Origin of the sequence: Sinomicrobium pectinilyticum, assembly GCF_003725735.1 — a bacterium.
Lineage (GTDB): Bacteria > Bacteroidota > Bacteroidia > Flavobacteriales > Flavobacteriaceae > Sinomicrobium > Sinomicrobium pectinilyticum.
Map to the genome: position 1 here is coordinate 26,746 of NZ_RJTM01000105.1, position 18,160 is coordinate 44,905.

The following is an 18,160-nucleotide window of genomic DNA, read 5'->3' on the forward strand; positions in this document are numbered from 1 at the left end:
GGGTCGGGTTTCCCGAAAAAACTATAGGTCAAATTTAATTCCCTGGGCAAGTGGAAGTTCGGTGGTGTAATTGATGGTGTTGGTTTGTCTCCGCATATATACTTTCCATGCATCCGAACCCGATTCGCGTCCGCCTCCGGTTTCTTTTTCGCCTCCGAAAGCACCTCCTATTTCCGCACCGCTGGTCCCTATATTTACGTTGGCAATACCACAGTCGGATCCTTCCACGGACAAAAATCTTTCCGCTTCACGCAGGTTATTGGTCATTATAGCCGATGATAACCCTTGTTTTACTCCATTCTGCAAACGGATGGCATTTTCCAGGTCACCGCTGTATTTCAACAGGTAAAGTACGGGAGCAAAGGTTTCCTGCTGAACAATTTCAAAATGGTTTTCCGCTTCCGCAATAGCAGGTTTTACATAACATCCGCTCTCATAACCTTCTCCTTTCAGTACGCCTCCCTCTACCAGGATTTTACCTCCTTCTTCCTCCACTTTTTTAAGCGCGTGAAGGTAATTGGCTACGGCATCTTTATCGATAAGCGGCCCTACATGGTTTTTCTCGTCCAACGGATTTCCTATACGGAGCTGCTTATAGGCATCTGTAATAGCGTTTTTAACCTTATCATAAACTTTTTCATGAACGATCAGGCGACGTGTAGAAGTACATCGCTGTCCACAGGTACCTACAGCGCCGAAAACCGCTCCTATAACCGTATTCCTGATGTTTGCATCCGGGGTTACGATAATGGCATTATTACCTCCGAGCTCCAGCAGGGATTTTCCGAGACGTGCCGCCACGGCCTGCGCTACTATTTTGCCCATACGAATAGATCCTGTGGCAGAAATAAGCGGAACGCGCTCGTCGTGTGTCATCATCTCACCCACGGTATAGTCGCCCGTAATCAGACAGGATATGCCCTCGGGAAGCCCGTTTTCGGCAAATACCCTCGCTGCAATATTCTGACATGCTACCGAGGTCAAGGGTGTTTTTTCGGAACCTTTCCAGATACAGGTATCACCACATACCCAAGCCAGGGCCGTGTTCCAGCTCCATACGGCAACAGGGAAATTAAATGCGGAAATAATACCTACTACCCCCAGAGGATGATACTGCTCATACATCCGGTGGCCCGGCCTTTCGGAATGCATGGTAAGCCCGTGTAACTGTCGGGATAATCCCACCGCAAAATCACAGATATCTATCATTTCCTGAACCTCGCCCAGGCCTTCCTGGTAGGATTTTCCCATTTCGTAGGACACAAGCTTTCCGAGGGGCTCTTTCAAACGGCGTAATTCATCATTAAACTGGCGTACGATCTCGCCTCGTTGTGGTGAAGGCATTGTCCGCCAGATTTTAAAACCTTCAGTAGCAGCGGTAATCACTTTTTCGTAATCTTCACGTGTGGTGGTACTTATTTTACCAATAAGCGCCCCATCAACCGGAGAGTACGAAGCTATGAGATCCCCGCTTCCGAAAAAGTTCTTTCCCGTAGAAGTTCCGTTATTAACATCGGTCAATCCCAATGCCCTGAGGCTTTTATCTATTCCAAAATCGGTAGCAACTAATGACATTTATAACTTTTTTTACTTGGTTTGTTAAATTTTCACGAAGTTACAAATTATTATTTTCTCCGTAAGAAGTTAAAAAATAAAATCCTGTGTGCAAAATCCCTTCTTATCGGAACCTGTTTTTGCAAAATTTACACCGTTACCGGCAAAAGACAGAGGTCCTCAGGCGCTTTGAAAAGAGAAACACCCGGGCAATCCAGGATATAAAACAAACAGACAGCGGGGGATCATTATAACTATTTCTCTGTTTTATGTGTAATTTTTTATTAACTTTATAACATACAGACACAAAAACATCCGATTATGAAAAAAGTCATTGCAATTATTCTTATCGTTGCCGGGCTCGCGGCAGGATATATGGGTATAAATAAACTGGGAGATAGCGAAAGCGGCCTCGAAATCGGCGATTTTGAAATCAAAGCGGAAGACACTTCTACCAAAAATACCGCTTATGCCTATCTGGGCGGAGGCGTAATTTGTCTTATCGCCGGAATTGTAATGATAAGCCGGAAAACCACATAAATCATCCCGTAAATCGCGGGTCGGTATCCATTACAGTACCGCACTGCTCACAGGTACGCAGTTCTTCGGAATTGTAAAACTTTCTGAAATGCGGCAGGAAATCCTTTTCTATGTCATGCAGTTCAAAATATACTTCGTGAAGTTTATGGTTACAGTTATCGCAGTACCATAACAGTCCGTCCGTGAAATTTTTCCCTGCCCGTTTTCGTTCTATAACGAGGCCGATGGACCCTTCGCTGCGGACAGGACTGTGCGGTACCCCAGCCGGGTTCAGGTAAATATCTCCTGCTCGCAGTTCCATTTCCTTCCGCTGACCGTCTTCCTGAACGATAATTTTTATACTCCCTTCTATCTGGTAAAAGAACTCTTCGGTTTCATTGTAGTGATAATCTTTACGCGCATTGGGCCCCGCAACGACCATCACGATATAATCATCCGAATCCACATACAGGTTTTTATTCCCTACCGGGGGTTTTAAAAGTTCCCTGTGATCTTCTATCCACTGCAAAAGGTTAAAAGGCTTTTTGATGCTCATCTCCGGTTTATTTGTATTTTACTATGGCATAAATTCATGCGGTTGAAAAAAGTATGTTCACGGAAAGCCATTGCAAAATGGCTTCCTGCTTGTCCGTTTTCGGTCCCGCTCCTAACAAAGCCTTAAATTTAAGGATTTCCATTGTTATGAAAGAACATCTTCTTCTGATTTTTCCGACATGAAAAATACCCGATTCCCGGGATTTCCCCGAACCGGGCGCTGTCGTAGTTTTGGGTAAGGGTTTTGTTTTTCCGTAAACCGGTATTCCCGGAATACAGGATTAGTTAGTCAGGCTTTCCGAAAACCTGTCTGCACCACGTAGGCAGGTTTAACGGAAAGTGCTTTATTTTTAACATTAGCCGGGTATTTTTATTAAATTTATTTTCTAAAACTAACTATTCAGGAAATGATCAGAAAAACCATTACCCGTACAATCTTTTATTTCTTAGGGTTGTTATGTTTTGCCACAGCATGCAAAGAGTCCCCGGAGACCACGGTAAAAAATCCGGAGACCGCTTCCAGGCCAGAAGGAGAGCATTTTGCTATAGTCATACATGGCGGGGCAGGGACCATTCTGAAAAAAAACATGACCCCGGAAAGGGAAGCGGAATATCGCAAAGTCCTGGAAAAAGCCATAAGGACTGGCTATGACATCCTCAAAAACGGCGGTTCCGGACTGGATGCCGTACAGAAGACCGTCAACGTCATGGAAAATTCCCCCTTGTTCAATGCGGGAAAAGGAGCGGTTTTTACCAACGAAGGGAAGAATGAACTCGATGCTTCCATAATGGATGGAAAAACACGAAATGCAGGTGCCGTTGCCGGGGTCACTACCGTAAAAAACCCCATTGACCTCGCTCGTGCCGTAATGGAAAAATCCGAACATGTCATGCTGGCACGCAAAGGAGCAGAATCCTTTGCCAGGGAACAGGGACTTGAAATCGTAGACCCCTCCTATTTTTATACGGAACAACGTATGAAGGCACTGGAACGGATAAAAGACAAGGAAAAAACCGAACTGGATCACGATGAAAAAACGGCTTTTTACGACCCTTACATCAGGGATTCCAAGTTCGGAACAGTCGGTTGCGTAGCCCTGGATAAAAATGGCAACCTGGCAGCAGCCACTTCCACGGGAGGAATGACCAATAAACGATGGGGGCGTGTCGGAGATTCGCCTATCATAGGGGCGGGCACTTATGCCAATAACCAGACCTGTGCCGTATCTTCCACAGGATGGGGAGAGTTCTTTATAAGGGGAATGGTTGCCTATGATATTTCCGCGCTTATGGAATACAAAGGCCTTTCCCTTCAGGAAGCTTCCCGGGAAGTTATCCAGGAAAAACTGCCGGAACTTGGTGGAGACGGTGGCATTATTGCCGTGGATCGCGATGGTAATATGGTTATGGAATTTAATACGGCCGGAATGTACCGGGCAAGTATGAACGCCAATGGAGACCTGTACATAGGGATCTACAATAACTAAACGCTTGTGCCATTGTCATGTAATTGCCTGATTATAAAGTAATAATAGGATATACACACCCATTATAACTTTATAGAAGTAAAAAGCAGGAAAACAGGAAAAGGAACCATCCCAAGTATTGAAGATAGTTTTACGGAATCCTTTCGTACGATAAAAATAATGCCGTCACGGGCAGCCAAACCTAATAAGAGACCAGTATGCGATTAAAAAGATTATTCTTACCCGCTATCGTCCTTCTTTTCTTGTTCTCCTGCAAGGATAAGGACCAGAAACAGGACATACAGGAACAAATATCCAACCTGCATAAATACCGGGAATACATTTCGGATGTTTCGCAAGGGATCATTTCCGCACATTCCGATGTGAAAATAATGCTCCGCGAACCGGTTTCCGGGTGGGATGTCAACAAAGAACTCCCGGACGATCTCATACGGGTATCTCCCAAAACCAACGGTAAGGTAGTAGCCCTGAACAACCAGACCATAGCTTTTGTCCCGGACTCCCCGTTAAAACAGGACACGGAATACGAAGTTACCCTGCGCCTGGAAGATATCGTTGACGATGTTCCCAAAGAGCTTCGCCTCTTCCGTTTTAAAGTAAAAACCATCAAACAACAATTCAACGTTACTACAGAACAGATACAATCCTACGACCGCAGCTGGCAATATGTGGAAGGTACGATTCGCAGCAGCGACCAGTTATCGGCCGAAACTGCCGGAAAACTGGTACAGGCTTCCCAGGAAGGTAAACCCCTTTCTGTTAAGTTCTACAACACTACGGAGACCAACACGCTTTTCCGCTTTAAGGTTGACAGCATACGGCGAATGGAAGAAGACTCCAAGGTGAAGCTAAACTGGAACGGAAGAAGCAATGGCATAGATTCCGAAGGTGAAGGAGAAATCCTCATTCCCGGCAAAAACAACTTTACCGTTATGGAAGTGAATGTCGCCGGAACGGAAAAGCCATACGTAGAGATCAATTTTTCCGATCCGCTGAAGAAAAACCAGAACTTTAACGGGCTGGTAAGCATTCAGGATGCGGGAAGTCTTAAATTTTCGATAGAAGGAAACGTCCTGAAAGTATACCCCCAGAACGAACTTAAGGGTGTAAAATCTCTCGAAGTATTCCAGGGAATCCAGAATGTGGATGATTACAAGCTGAAGCAGGTTTTCTCGGAACAGATCGCCTTCGAACAACTGAAGCCGGAAGTAAGAATGCTGCAAAGCGGTACCATTCTGCCGTCTTCCAACAACCTGAAAATAAATTTCGAAGCGGTAAACCTCAATGCCGTGGATGTATCGGTTATCAAAATATTCCAGAACAACATCTTACAGTTTCTCCAGTACCAGAACCTCAGCGGGGAAGGCGACCTGCGTACGGTTGCCCGTCCCATTGCCAAAAAGACCATTAATCTTAGCGGCAGCCTTACTGCAGCAGATGGTAAATGGCATGCTTATGCCCTGGACCTTCGCGAACTGATCAATCCCGATCCGGGTGCCATATACCGGGTGGAATTCCGCTACAAGCCTTCTTACAGTACTTTCAAATGCGACCAGACCAACTTTCCGGAAGAAGAAACGGATGCGGAAGAAGATTATGACGAAGAGAAGGAAACCAGTTACTGGGATAATGCAGAAGGATATTATTATTATGAAGATTACTACTACGATTACACCTACGACTGGCGCGAAAGGGAAAATCCATGCCACACGTCCTACTACAGGGACAAGAAAGTGGCTGTTAACGTACTGGCTTCCGACCTGGGGGTAACAGTTAAAAAAGGGGATAACGAATCGTATTTTGTCAGTGTCACCAACCTTATCTCCGCCAAACCGGAAGGAGAGACCAAAGTTACCTTCTACAATTTCCAGCAACAGGAAGTAGCTACGGTGGTAACCGACAAGAACGGATTTGCCATGTACGATGCTACCCTTCCTGCTTATTTTGCCATTGCCGAAAAAGGCAAGCAGAAAACCTATGTCAAACTGAATGACGGCAATGTACTTTCGGTAAGTAAATTCGATGTTTCCGGCGTGAAACTGCAAAAAGGCATCAAGGGATACATCTACGGCGAACGCGGTGTATGGCGTCCCGGAGACACCTTATTCCTGTCCTTCATCCTGAACGATAAGGCCAATAAACTCCCTGCCGGGCACCCCGTGAAATTCGAACTGCGCGACCCCTACGGAAAAATTACCCGTAAAGAAGTGCACAACAGCGGAGTGAATAATTTCTATACCTTCATAACCCCCACCGACCAGAATGCCCCCACCGGGAACTGGCAGGCACAGGTATCTGTAGGTGGTGCCGTTTTCAGCAAAAGCATACGTATAGAAACCATCAAGCCCAACCGGCTGAAGATCAAAGCCGACTTTGCCGAAGACATACTCTCCGGCTCCAAACCGGTAAACGGCACTCTCGAAGTCGCCTGGCTGCACGGGGCGGTTGCCAGGAACCTGAAAGCGGACATCCAGGCCAGGTTCCAGCCGCAAAATACCAGTTTCAAACAGTTCCCGGGATATACTTTTAACGATCCTTCCAGGTCTTTCGGGTCTGAAGAACAAACGGTTTTTGACGGTAAGATCGATACGGAAGGGAAAGCCTCTTTTTCGCTGAAACCCCAACTGGAAAAACAGGCTCCGGGAATGTTACAGGCTTCTTTTATTACCAAAGTATACGAAACGGGAGGCGATTTCAGTACGGATGTCTTTACGAAGACCTATTCCCCTTACAGCACTTATATAGGGCTCAATACACCGAAAGGAGACAAAACCCGCGGAATGCTACTCACGGATACCAAACACCGTTTTGAGGTGGTTTCGGTTGACGAAAAGGGAAATCCCAAAGCCGTAAAAGGGCTGAAGGTTAATATTTACAAGGTCAGCTGGCGCTGGTGGTGGGATACCTCAGAAGACAACCTTTCTTCATATACGGGGAGCAACCAGCGGGAAAATGTGTTTTCCCGGACCCTTAATACCGGTACCGACGGAAAAGCCGCTTTCGAGTTCGAGCTGAAATACCCGGAATGGGGCCGTTACCTGGTTCATGTAGAAGATCCGGACGGAGGCCATGCCACCGGAAAGACTGTTTATATCGACTGGCCGGGATGGGCGGGAAAATCTATGAAAAACGATCCTTCTTCCGCCACCATGCTGGTGTTCTCTACCGATAAGAAAAACTACGAAGTCGGCGAAAAAGCCGTTGTTACTTTCCCCGGAAGTGCCGGCGGACGTGCCCTGGTTACCGTAGAAAACGGTACCGAAGTATTGCATTCCATGTGGGTGGAAGCCCAGGACGGGGAAACCCGTTTCGAACTGCCCATAGAGGCCCTTTATACACCGAATGTGTATATTCACATTTCCCTGTTACAACCTCATGCCTCCACGGCTAACGATCTTCCCATACGTTTATATGGCGTGGTGCCCGTTACCGTAGAAGATCCGGCAACCAAACTGGAACCACAGGTTGCCATGCCCGATGTATTGCGGCCGGAAGAGACCGTTACAGTTAAAGTAAGGGAAAAACAAGGCAAACCCATGACCTATACTATAGCGGTTGTTGACGATGGGCTCCTGGACCTTACGCGTTTTAAAACCCCGGATGCCCGGGAATCTTTCTTTGCAAGGGAAGCATTGGGTGTAAAGACATGGGATATCTATGACGATGTCATAGGTGCTTTCGGAGGGCGGATAGACCAGGTATTCAGCATAGGGGGTGATGAAGAACTGGCCGGGGCCAAAAACAAAAAGGCCAACCGGTTTAAGCCCATGGTAGTCTACCTCGGACCCTTTACCCTCAATAAAACACAAACGCGTTCTCACGAAATACACATCCCGAAATATATCGGTTCCGTAAGAACAATGATCGTGGCCGGAGATGCGGATACCGGAGCTTACGGCAGCACGGAAAAGACCACACCGGTGCGTAAACCGCTCATGGTACTGGCATCACTGCCAAGAAAAATAACGCCGGGAGAGAAGGTGACGTTGCCCGTCACCGTATTTGCCATGGAAGACAAGGTGAAGAACGTAACCGTACAGGTAAAGGACAACAAGGCCTTCCGCGTTGTAGGTGCGTCTTCACAAACCGTCTCTTTTGACCGTCCAGATGAAAAAATGGCTTATTTCGAATTGGAAATATCGGATTTTGAAGGCATCGGCAAAGTAGAGGTTGCTGCTTCGGGCAATGGCGAAAAAGCTTCTTATGGCGTTGAAATAGATGTGGTAAACCCTAACCCGGTAACCACTTCTGTCCGGGACCTGGTACTGGAACCGGGAAGTTCCGGTGAAATATCTCTGGAAACTTTCGGTGTAGCCGGCAGCAATACGGCAAATATCGAATTTTCCACCCTGCCGCCGATAAACTTCAACGGCCGTATGCAATACCTCATTCGTTACCCGCACGGATGTGTGGAACAGGTTACCTCAGCCGTTTTCCCGCAGTTGTTCCTGTCCGACATCTTTGATCTTACGGCAAACAAAAAACAGGAGATCCAGAAAAATGTGGAACGGGCGATACGGCGTCTCGGGGGCTATCAGTTACCGAATGGCGGCTTTTCCTATTGGAGCGGCCAGAACTATGCGAACGACTGGGGGTCTTCCTATGCCGGGCATTTCCTTCTGGAAGCCGAGAAAAAAGGGTATGTACTACCCATTGGTTTTAAGAACAGCTGGATAAATTACCAGAAACAGGCCGCGAAACAATGGCGGCAGTCCGGCCAAAGTTCCGATCTTGCCCAGGCCTACAGGCTCTATACCCTGGCCCTCGCCGAAAATGCGGATGTCTCTTCCATGAACAGGCTACGCGAAACACCCGACATCTCTAATGAGGCGAAACACCGCCTGGCGGCTGCCTATGCGCTTATCGGCCAGAAAAATGCGGCAAAAGATATATTTGCAGGGGCCAATATAGATTTCAAGCCGGTGAAATACGATTACCATACGTACGGATCTACCGAAAGAAACCGTGCCCTGGCCCTGGAAACCCTGTTATTGCTCGACGATAAGGTGCGGGCACAGGAAATGGCTGGCGTTATCGCAAAAAGCCTGAACACAGACCGATGGATGAGTACACAGAGTACGGCATACAGCCTGTTGGCCATGGCCAAATTCGCCGGCTACATCGGAGGTAAAGGTATCGATGTAAGCTACGAGGTAAACGGAAAATCTTCTTCGTTGAATACCGCTCTTACCCTGGCAGAAAGAAATCTCGGTATTAAGGAAGGAAACAATCTCATTCATCTCAAAAACAACAAGGAAAACACCGTTTTTGTACGGGTGCTGAACAACGGTATTTTACCGGTGGGACAGGAACTCGCCGAGCAGCAGAACTTCTCCGCAAAAATTACTTATAAAGGCAGGGACGGAAAAGTACTGGATGTTTCTACGCTACCCCAGGGAACCAATTTTATTGCCGAAGTGAGCATTACCAATCAAAAAGGAGAAAACCTTAAGAACATAGCACTCTCTCACATATTCCCGAGCGGTTGGGAAATTGTGAATACCCGTTTTACCGATTTCGGAGGCTTTCAGAGTACGGCGAATGAAGCAACCTATACCGATCTGCGGGATGACAGGGCCAATTTCTATTTTGATCTGGACGCGCATAAGACCAAGACTTTCCGTGTATTGGTCAATGCCTCCTATCTCGGCAGGTATTACCTGCCCGGAATACAATGCGAAGCCATGTATGACAACGATTACCGGGTAAGGACAAAAGGACAGTGGGTTGAGGTTGTGCAATAACAGCCTCAACGCTTTCTTTTTAGTGGTTTTTCCTTATATTTCTAACCAAATCCAATTGCGAAAATGCAGGCAAAGACCATTACCGGACAATTCGTAGATATCCCGGACAGGAATATATTTCCGGCGGAAATACGCATACGGGACAAAGAAATTATCTCAGTAAAGAAAATAGAAACAGCCCCGGAAGTCTATATTCTTCCGGGCTTCATAGATGCTCATGTACATATAGAATCTTCCATGCTGATCCCTTCGGAATTTGCCCGTATTGCCGTAGTACATGGTACGGTAGCCACAGTATCCGATCCGCATGAGATAGCGAATGTATGTGGTATGAACGGAATACAATACATGATTGCCAACGGACAGAAAGTCCCTTTCAAATTTTATTTCGGCGCACCTTCCTGTGTCCCTGCCACACCTTTTGAGACCACAGGGGCGGAAATAACCGCAAAAGACATTGATACGCTGCTGGCCAGGGAAGATATTGTTTACCTGGCCGAAATGATGAACTGGCCGGGGGTCGTACAACGCGACCCCGAGGTCATGCAGAAAATAGCTGTGGCGCAAAAATACGGCAAGCCCGTAGACGGGCACGCCCCCGGTCTTCGGGGAGAACTCGCGGAAAAATACATCTCCGCAGGTATTTCCACCGACCATGAATGCTTCACTGCCCCGGAAGCCCTGGACAAATTAAGGCACGGTATGAAAATAGCCATACGCGAAGGCAGTGCCGCCAAAAACTTCGAAGCTCTTATAGACCTGATCGATACGCATGCCGACCATATTATGTTCTGTTCGGACGACAAGCATCCGGATAACCTGGTAGACGGACATATAAACCGGCTTGTAGCACGTGCCATAGCTAAGGGGAAAGACCTTTTCCACGTACTGAAAGCAGCATGCCTGAACCCTGTTGACCATTACCATATGCGGGTAGGAAAGTTAAGGGAGGGGGATCCCGCCGATTTTATTGTAGTGAAAGACCTGGAAACATTCGAAGTACTGGAAACTTATATCGATGGAGAAATAGTAGCCAAAAACGGAAAGACCCTGATTCCGCGTGCGGAAAACAGTACTATAAATAACTTCCGGTCCTCCTTGAAAACTCCTGTCGATTTTGCCGTAAAAGCGAAAGGACAACACATCCGTATCATCGAGGCCAGGGACGGGGAACTCATTACTTCCGAAACGGTTTTTCCCGCAAAAGTAAAAGAGGGCTACGTCATCCCGGACACAGAAAACGACATACTGAAAATTGCAGTGGTAAACCGTTATGAAGAAGCTTCTCCTGCCGTGGCCTTCATCCGGAACTTCGGTCTGAAAGAAGGTGCTATAGCCTCTTCCGTCGCCCATGATTCACATAATATTATTGCTGTCGGAACGGATGATGCTTCCCTGGCAAAAGCGGTAAACCTCATCATGGAAAGTAAAGGAGGAATATCTGCTGTCCGAACAGGGGAACACCTGCTCCTTCCCCTTGCTGTCGGGGGAATTATGTCCGCGGATGACGGATATGAAGTTGCAAAAGCCTATACCGCTATTGATACCATGGCAAAATCCATGGGAGCCTCGCTGCAATCACCATTTATGACCCTGAGTTTTATGGCCTTGCTTGTTATCCCCGACCTGAAACTGAGCGATAAAGGGTTGTTTGACGGGCAGAAATTTGCATTTACCGGATTATTTATTCCCTGATCGCGGAAAGATATTCTTTCCCTGCATGCTCTATGGTCCGGGAAAGCGGTTTGAATTCCAGCACGAGCTCTTCCCTGATCTTTGCACTGCTATACAGGTTTTTTGCTGTTGCCGTCGCAGCCATCAGCCTGCTTAACTTCCTTTTTCGGCCTGTGATTTTACTTTTCAGCCAGTCCAGCCGCCATAACCATTTGAAGGCCCATGCGGGCACTTCTTTGCGGGGAGCCTTTTTACCTACCGAAGCCGCAACCATGGTCAGCACTTCTTTAAAACTGAGATTTTCAGCCACAGCTATGAACCTTTCATTTTTCACCCCGCTGTCCATGAGTCCAATCAGAATGGCAACCACATCTTCAACATCCACATAACCGGTAACACCGTGTGTATAATAATCTATGCCCTTGTATACCTGCCGGAAGAGTTTTCCGCTTCCTTTCTCCCACCCTTTTTTACCCGGCGGCACCCCCAGTACGATGCCCGGGTTTACGATCACTACTTCCAGGCCTTCCTGGCTTCCCCGCCATACTTCCATTTCCGCTCCGTATTTGGTGATCGCATAGACGTTGTTTTCCGACTCGGTATTCCAATGGGTTTCTTCCGTAATCAGGGCTCCTCCAATACTCTTTCCCAGGGTGGCTACGGAACTGACATAGCACATTTTTTTCACCCCGTGCACCAGGCACAGGTTTACCACATTGGCCGTCCCTTCCGTATTGATCTTCTTCAGAGCCGTATAGTCCGACGGGTCAAAGGAAATGAGTGCCGCCGCATGATATACATGACTAATGCCGCTAAAGGCATCCGAAAATGCAGGAACATCGATGATATCGGCTTCCACCCACTCGATACGGTCAAACCGTACCCTGTCTTCTGCAGAACCGGAAAACATGGCGGCCACAGCATCAACATCACTGCCTTTCCTGTAAACGGCCCGTATTTTCTCTTCCTTTCGGGTTAATGCGTATAACAAACGGGACCCGACAAGCCCCGTTCCTCCGGTGACTAAAATCATAGCTTCAAAGATATATATTTTACGGAGACCTCATCCGGATACGGCGCTACAAAATCAGGACAAACGCATCATAAAATTATAAATGACGTACGGTTCAGATTGCAGGTTAGCTCTCTCCTTCTCACATTCCCCTCCTTCCCCCCCATAATCCCATTTTCCTTACACAGATGAGGTTTGCCCCATCTACAAAATAGTCGGTATGGCATCCTCAATTGCCTATTTATTGTAAATTTGCGCTTGTTTACCAAAAAAGGAAGAAGACATGGTCAAAAATTTTGTTGAAGAACTGCGTTGGAGAGGGATGATCCACGATATTATGCCGGGAACGGAAGAACAGCTTAACAAGGAACCTGCCTCTGCTTACGTGGGTATAGACCCAACTGCGGATTCCCTGCACATAGGGCACCTGGTGAGCGTTATGATGCTCCGTCACTTTCAGCTTGCAGGCCATCGCCCCGTTGTTCTTATGGGTGGTGCCACCGGAATGATCGGTGACCCTTCCATGAAATCCGAAGAGCGCAATCTTCTGGATGAAGACACGCTGCAAAATAATATCGCAGGTATCAAGGCACAATTATCCAAATTACTGGATTTTAATCCGGACCTGCCCAATGCGGCTTTACTGGTAAACAATTATGACTGGATGAAGGACTTTTCCTTTATCGGTTTTGCCCGTGATGTAGGTAAGCGCATTACCGTCAACTACATGATGGCTAAAGATTCCGTTAAAAAACGGTTGAGTTCGGATTCCGGCGCAGGCATGTCGTTTACGGAATTCACCTACCAGCTCATCCAGGGATACGATTTTTACCATTTATACAAGACCCATAACTGCCTGTTGCAAATGGGTGGCTCCGACCAGTGGGGAAATATTACCACCGGTACGGAACTGATCCGCAGAATGAGTGATGACAGCGCCAAGGCTTATGCGCTGACCTGTCCGCTTATTACCAAGGCAGACGGCTCCAAATTCGGAAAAACAGAAGGTGGGAACGTTTGGCTCGACCCTGAAAAAACTTCGCCTTACAAGTTCTACCAGTTCTGGCTGAACACCTCGGATGAAGATGCGGAAAAGTACATCAGGATATTTACGTTTCTGGATAAAGAAACCATAGACGGACTTATTGCCGAGCATAAAGAAGCGCCTCATACGCGTGTTTTACAGCGCAGGCTGGCGGAAGAGATCACCACCTTTGTACACGGAAAGGAAGAACTGGAAAAAGCCATAAAAGCCTCGGAAATACTTTTTGGCAAAAGTTCTTCGGAAGATTTGAAAGCCCTCGACGAAAAAACCTTTCTCGACGTATTTGACGGGGTCCCTCAGGCAGAAATCGCGGCTTCTGTCATAGAAGCGGGACTGGACATCATCGGTGCGCTAAGCGAAAAGTCCGGCTTTTTGAAATCCAACGGCGAAGCGAGGCGTGCACTCAAGGAAAATTCCATCTCCCTGAACAAAGAAAAGGTAAACGAAGGCTACACGATTACGGATAAAGACCTCATCAACGATAAGTTTGTTTTACTTCAGCGTGGTAAGAAGAACTATTTTGTGTTGGTTAAGGTTTAGATGTTAGATACGGTAATTAAAAAAGGGGGCTTTCTGCCCCTGTTTTTTTTGATGGTTTTACGGTCTTGGATATGCCACTATGCCAACTCCAAAACTACCGGACTTCAAAACTATAGCTACATTACCATAAGGTTGCACCCCCGTATATCTGAATTATCAAATCTGCCCAATACTTCAAAAGTGCCGTCAGCATGTATTTTGCCCAGGTCCTGTGTGGCAATAAAGGAACAGGAATTTATATTGGCAAGGTCTATAATATTGATCCCCCCTGTTTTATCCACGGGCTGCAAAGAAAGCGCATCTTCCGGGTCCCTGATAATGACCTTCATCCAGGGAGGACACTTAAAACTGCCGTTTCCGGAGGAATATGCCTGCGATAACAACTCGGTCATCCCGTATTCGCTGTGTATTGCCGACACGCCAAAGCCCCGGCACAATATCCGGTGCAACTCCTCGCGGATGAGTTCTTTTCTCCTGCCTTTCATTCCTCCCGTCTCCATGATAACCGTATTTTTCAGTCGAAATTCACGGCTTTCCACAAGGTCCAGCAAAGCAAACGAAACACCTATAAGCAGTATTTTTTTGCCGGTTTTATCCAGTTCTTCCAGTTTACTACCCAAAGCATCCAGGTCATGCAGGTAAAAACCACTGTCTTTGTCGGCTGACCTTTGTATAAGATCGTCTACCATATAGATCAGGGAAGAGCCCTGACGCTCCAGATAAGACGGTAACAGGGCAAGTATCACATAATCCTTAACGTTCCCGTAAAAGCCCTCAAATGCACTTAAAAAACTTCGTTCGTATACACTCCTGTCGGTAACATAATGTTTGCTGGTACTCATCCCGGTAGTACCGCTGCTGGTAAATATTTCTTCGGGAGTGTCTTCGGAAGCGACTATGGAATGCGTTTTAAAAAATGATATGGGCAGAAAAGGGATTTCTTCCACCGATAGTATCTTTCCGGGTTTACGACCCAAAAGATCACAGAATTTCCGGTACACCGCATTATTCAGGTACTGATGCCGGAACACGCGAAGTGTAACTGCTTCGAAATCCGCATCATCGGTTATATTAAAAACAGCATTATCTTCCATTCTGCGACATTGTACTTTACCTGCAAAAACCGGATAAGCAGGCACAGAACATATACATTATTCTTCGGTGGCTATTTCCTTCATCTTCCTGAAGAGGAAGATCAGCAGAAATATGCCGGAAAACGCTATGAACAATACCAGAGGGAACAACCATTTTTTGGATGAGGTAATCCCTTTTTTAGGAATATTGATCTTTACGGATACATCTTTTATCACCTTATCCGCATCCGTAGCTTTAACCGTGAGTTTGTCAATCTCTTCGAACAGTTCCTGCTGGGAGTTCACCAATCCGCCCATAGAGCCTATCTGCGGCTCTGACCTGAAGAAGAACAGGTTATCCTCCGGGCTTAATCCCTCGGGCTTTGCATTTCCCTGGGCTTTCAGTATATCATTGATATACTGCACGGCATTTTTGTTCGTTTCTATACGCGACAACAGGTTTTGGCTAAGACTGTTTTTAACTGTGTTGTAATAGTCGTTATCATTCAGAAACTCCAGGATCTTTGAAACGACTTTCGAAGAGTTCTTCCTGGTTTTGGTATAAATGGTTATCCTGTGAAACTTATAATTTTTGGCAGTTTCCATAGCCCCTACTGTCGAAGCATCTCCTTTTAGTGCCTTGAATGCTTCGAGGTTGGTGCGGTTTTCACCTAAAAAGCTGTAAATATCCACTATGGGTTCTATTTCTATCCCGGAAAAATAATTCACGGAGTCTATACCCATTTCCTTGAAAAAACTGATATCCCCTATCTGCCTTTTCGCTTCGAGTTCCTGTATGCTGGTATACAGGTAATCAACACTACCAAAATTGGGTACGACGATAACTTCATTCTTGAAGGTCTTGGAACCGGAAGAATCCATAAAATAACCGGCAACAAATCCCACCACTATAAGGATAAGCAACAGTATGGCAAATTTCTTATAGAATAGAAAAACAGTATAGATCCCTCTGATGATCCATTTGAAGAAATCTTTGATCTTCTGAAGTAAAACGCCCAGGTCTATCTCGTCGGAAGTATGGTTTTGTCGTGTGTTTTCACTCATAATATCATATATAGTTTTTTCAGGAGCCGGATAGTTTCCTGTTACCCGGCCGGGGTGTCCCGTTTCAACCTTTGTTAAGTATTTGTTCCAGGATTCTCCGGGTTATCAGGTAAGTGGGTTTCACTCCTGTGGTTCCCAGACCTCCGGAGGCCAGTGTGCTTCCTGTTTCCAGCGGATTATCGGAAGCGTAATACGCATAACGTACCTCAACGTCTTCAGCTATGCTTTTTCTTATTCTCGATGCGGACTGAATGGCTTTCTGATAATGTGCTCCTTCCATCTCCAGCCCGACTACGTTCCAGGTGGAATCATGGAAGAACTTCAGCAGATCTTTATTTTGCAGGGACGTTCCCAGTACGGTAATCATGGTCCCTTCGAACACTTTCAGTCCGTATCCTTCGAAATCCTCTTTACAAAGTTCATTCTTAAAAGGATAGTTGTCTGCCGTCCCCTCAAAAATATGGGCAGAGGGGATCATCAGGTCACCTTTTCCTCCTTCCAGGATCCCGGCTTTCCCCATCACGGATACGGAAACCACATTCAGGAAATGGAGTTTACCTTTCTTTTCCGTTCCTTTTCCGGATTTGTTCTTATCCTTATACGGTTTTAAAAGCTCATCTATCGTTTCGTATGCCTGCTCGCCGAAGGCATAGTCCATCACAAAAAGTACCGGTCTTTCCTCCTCGGGAAGTGTGGCTCCGAAATCGTAATCTGCGTGACGGAAGTTTATCTTTGCCGTGTCCAGTATCTGAACATCTATATTTGTCCCGGAAGTGTCGTCTATGGAGATCATGCCGTTCTTATGGGCAAATGTTTTTACCTTATCGCGCAGGGCGCCGTTTCCGGGAAGGCTCAGGGTTTCATACAGTTCCAGCTGTTCTTTGCCAGAAGCCTCTTTTTTCAGGGCTTCGGCAGCAAAAACAGAATTCATTACACTGTGCATATTGGCACTGATAATATGAAGAGGGCGATGCAGCAGGTTGTTTTTCTGCAATACCTTCTTTATGTTATTGGCCCATGCCTCGCCATGGATATGGTGTCCTAAGCGTTCCCGGAGTATGGGGCTAAACGTAATGGTCCTCTTATTGTTGTCCCGCTCTTCTTCTATAGCGAGTTTACCCATCCAGTAAACGATATGCAGAAAGCGTTCCGGCATCTGCTTGGTGGCAAATGCCTGATGTGCATCAAGGGCCTCTTCAAAAGTCCTTCCCAATATGTTGGCTACATGTATAAGGGCTATTTCTCTTTCGGCCCGGGTAAGTTTTCCTTTTTGTACGGCATTTTCCAGTTTAAACCAATCCCTGTTGGTCTCTCCGGTCTCATCCAGATAAACGCGCCTGCATATCTTCTGCGATTCAATATACAGGAAAGTAAGATGCGTAAGAATATCGTAAATATCCGAGCGTCCGCGGGTAATTTCAATATTCATCTGCTCGTCATCTACCCGGTAACAGTTTCTCCTCCTTTTCGGCGGAATAATCGGATGAAAATGCGATTTTTTATAGCCCTCGTCCGAAGTCAGGTTTATGTAACGGCACTCTTCGATGCCTGTGGGAAGCCTGTCCAGGATATACATCAGCCCGTTCAGCTCTACCTTGTCTTCGGCAATGGAGCCATAGATTTCGGGGCGAAGCTGCAAAAGGGACTGCCGAAGTGTTTCCCCGGAAATTCCCATAGGCTTATAGAACCCCCGGTTGAACAGATGCCGCATGGTAATGTACATCCGCTCAATAGCGCTGGTGGATTCCTGTGCCCGTGTCCTTCCTTGAATTTTGCTCATATCTTATTTTCCGCACAAAAATACGGGATTTTATATTATCTGCGCATGTAATTCTTGCAGGGAAGAAATCAGAAGTTACCGCATGACCCTTTTTCAGGTCTTTGTTTGCTAT

At 46.5% G+C, this 18,160-nt stretch carries 11 protein-coding genes; 5 read left to right on the forward strand and 6 right to left on the reverse strand.

Annotation, left to right across the window (positions count from 1 at the left end; all coding sequences use genetic code 11):
* Positions 1-21: 21 nt before the first annotated feature.
* Positions 22-1,575 (reverse strand): L-piperidine-6-carboxylate dehydrogenase, encoded by a 1,554-nt coding sequence (gene amaB / locus ED312_RS15135; RefSeq protein ID WP_123216863.1) that lies wholly within the window; start codon positions 1,573-1,575, stop codon positions 22-24.
* A gap of 300 nt (positions 1,576-1,875) precedes the next feature.
* Here amaB and ED312_RS15140 point away from each other — a divergent pair, with 300 nt between their 5' ends.
* Positions 1,876-2,094: a hypothetical protein gene (locus tag ED312_RS15140; protein ID WP_123216864.1), complete on the forward strand. Its 219-nt coding sequence runs from the start codon at positions 1,876-1,878 to the stop codon at positions 2,092-2,094.
* Between the two features lies 1 nt (position 2,095).
* Here ED312_RS15140 and ED312_RS15145 read toward each other — a convergent pair whose 3' ends face one another.
* Positions 2,096-2,629: a 3-hydroxyanthranilate 3,4-dioxygenase gene (locus ED312_RS15145; protein ID WP_123216865.1), complete on the reverse strand. Its 534-nt coding sequence runs from the start codon at positions 2,627-2,629 to the stop codon at positions 2,096-2,098.
* A 406-nt stretch (positions 2,630-3,035) separates the two neighbouring features.
* Here ED312_RS15145 and ED312_RS15150 point away from each other — a divergent pair, with 406 nt between their 5' ends.
* From ED312_RS15150 to ade, 3 genes are all read left to right on the forward strand, one after another.
* A complete protein-coding gene (locus ED312_RS15150; RefSeq protein ID WP_123216866.1) occupies positions 3,036-4,115 on the forward strand; it encodes an isoaspartyl peptidase/L-asparaginase family protein in 1,080 nt (359 codons plus the stop codon).
* A 197-nt stretch (positions 4,116-4,312) separates the two neighbouring features.
* Complete coding sequence (locus tag ED312_RS15155) at positions 4,313-9,859, forward strand: alpha-2-macroglobulin family protein (RefSeq protein WP_123216867.1); 5,547 nt, start codon at positions 4,313-4,315, stop codon at positions 9,857-9,859.
* Positions 9,860-9,922: 63 nt separating this feature from the next.
* A complete protein-coding gene (ade, locus tag ED312_RS15160; RefSeq protein WP_123216868.1) occupies positions 9,923-11,554 on the forward strand; it encodes an adenine deaminase in 1,632 nt (543 codons plus the stop codon).
* Here ade and ED312_RS15165 read toward each other — a convergent pair.
* Positions 11,544-12,566, reverse strand: a complete 1,023-nt coding sequence (locus tag ED312_RS15165; RefSeq protein ID WP_123216869.1) for an NAD-dependent epimerase/dehydratase family protein — start codon at positions 12,564-12,566, stop codon at positions 11,544-11,546. The two genes, ade and ED312_RS15165, sit on opposite strands and share 11 nt — an antisense overlap.
* A 262-nt stretch (positions 12,567-12,828) precedes the next feature.
* On the opposite strand from ED312_RS15165, the gene tyrS reads away from it, so the two are divergent.
* Entirely contained in the window at positions 12,829-14,130 is a 1,302-nt protein-coding gene (tyrS, locus tag ED312_RS15170; protein WP_123216870.1) for a tyrosine--tRNA ligase, read from the forward strand.
* Positions 14,131-14,246: 116 nt separating this feature from the next.
* Here the strand turns inward: tyrS and ED312_RS15175 are convergent, their stop codons facing one another.
* The 3 genes from ED312_RS15175 to ED312_RS15185 all read right to left on the reverse strand — a co-directional run bounded on the left by ED312_RS15175 (position 14,247) and on the right by ED312_RS15185 (position 18,048).
* A complete protein-coding gene (locus ED312_RS15175; RefSeq protein ID WP_123216871.1) occupies positions 14,247-15,224 on the reverse strand; it encodes a LuxE/PaaK family acyltransferase in 978 nt (325 codons plus the stop codon).
* A gap of 57 nt (positions 15,225-15,281) precedes the next feature.
* A complete protein-coding gene (locus ED312_RS15180) occupies positions 15,282-16,268 on the reverse strand; it encodes a hypothetical protein (protein ID WP_123216872.1) in 987 nt (328 codons plus the stop codon).
* 64 nt (positions 16,269-16,332) lie between these two features.
* Positions 16,333-18,048, reverse strand: a complete 1,716-nt coding sequence (locus ED312_RS15185) for a DUF6909 family protein (protein WP_123216873.1) — start codon at positions 18,046-18,048, stop codon at positions 16,333-16,335.
* Between the last annotated feature and the right edge of the window lie 112 nt (positions 18,049-18,160).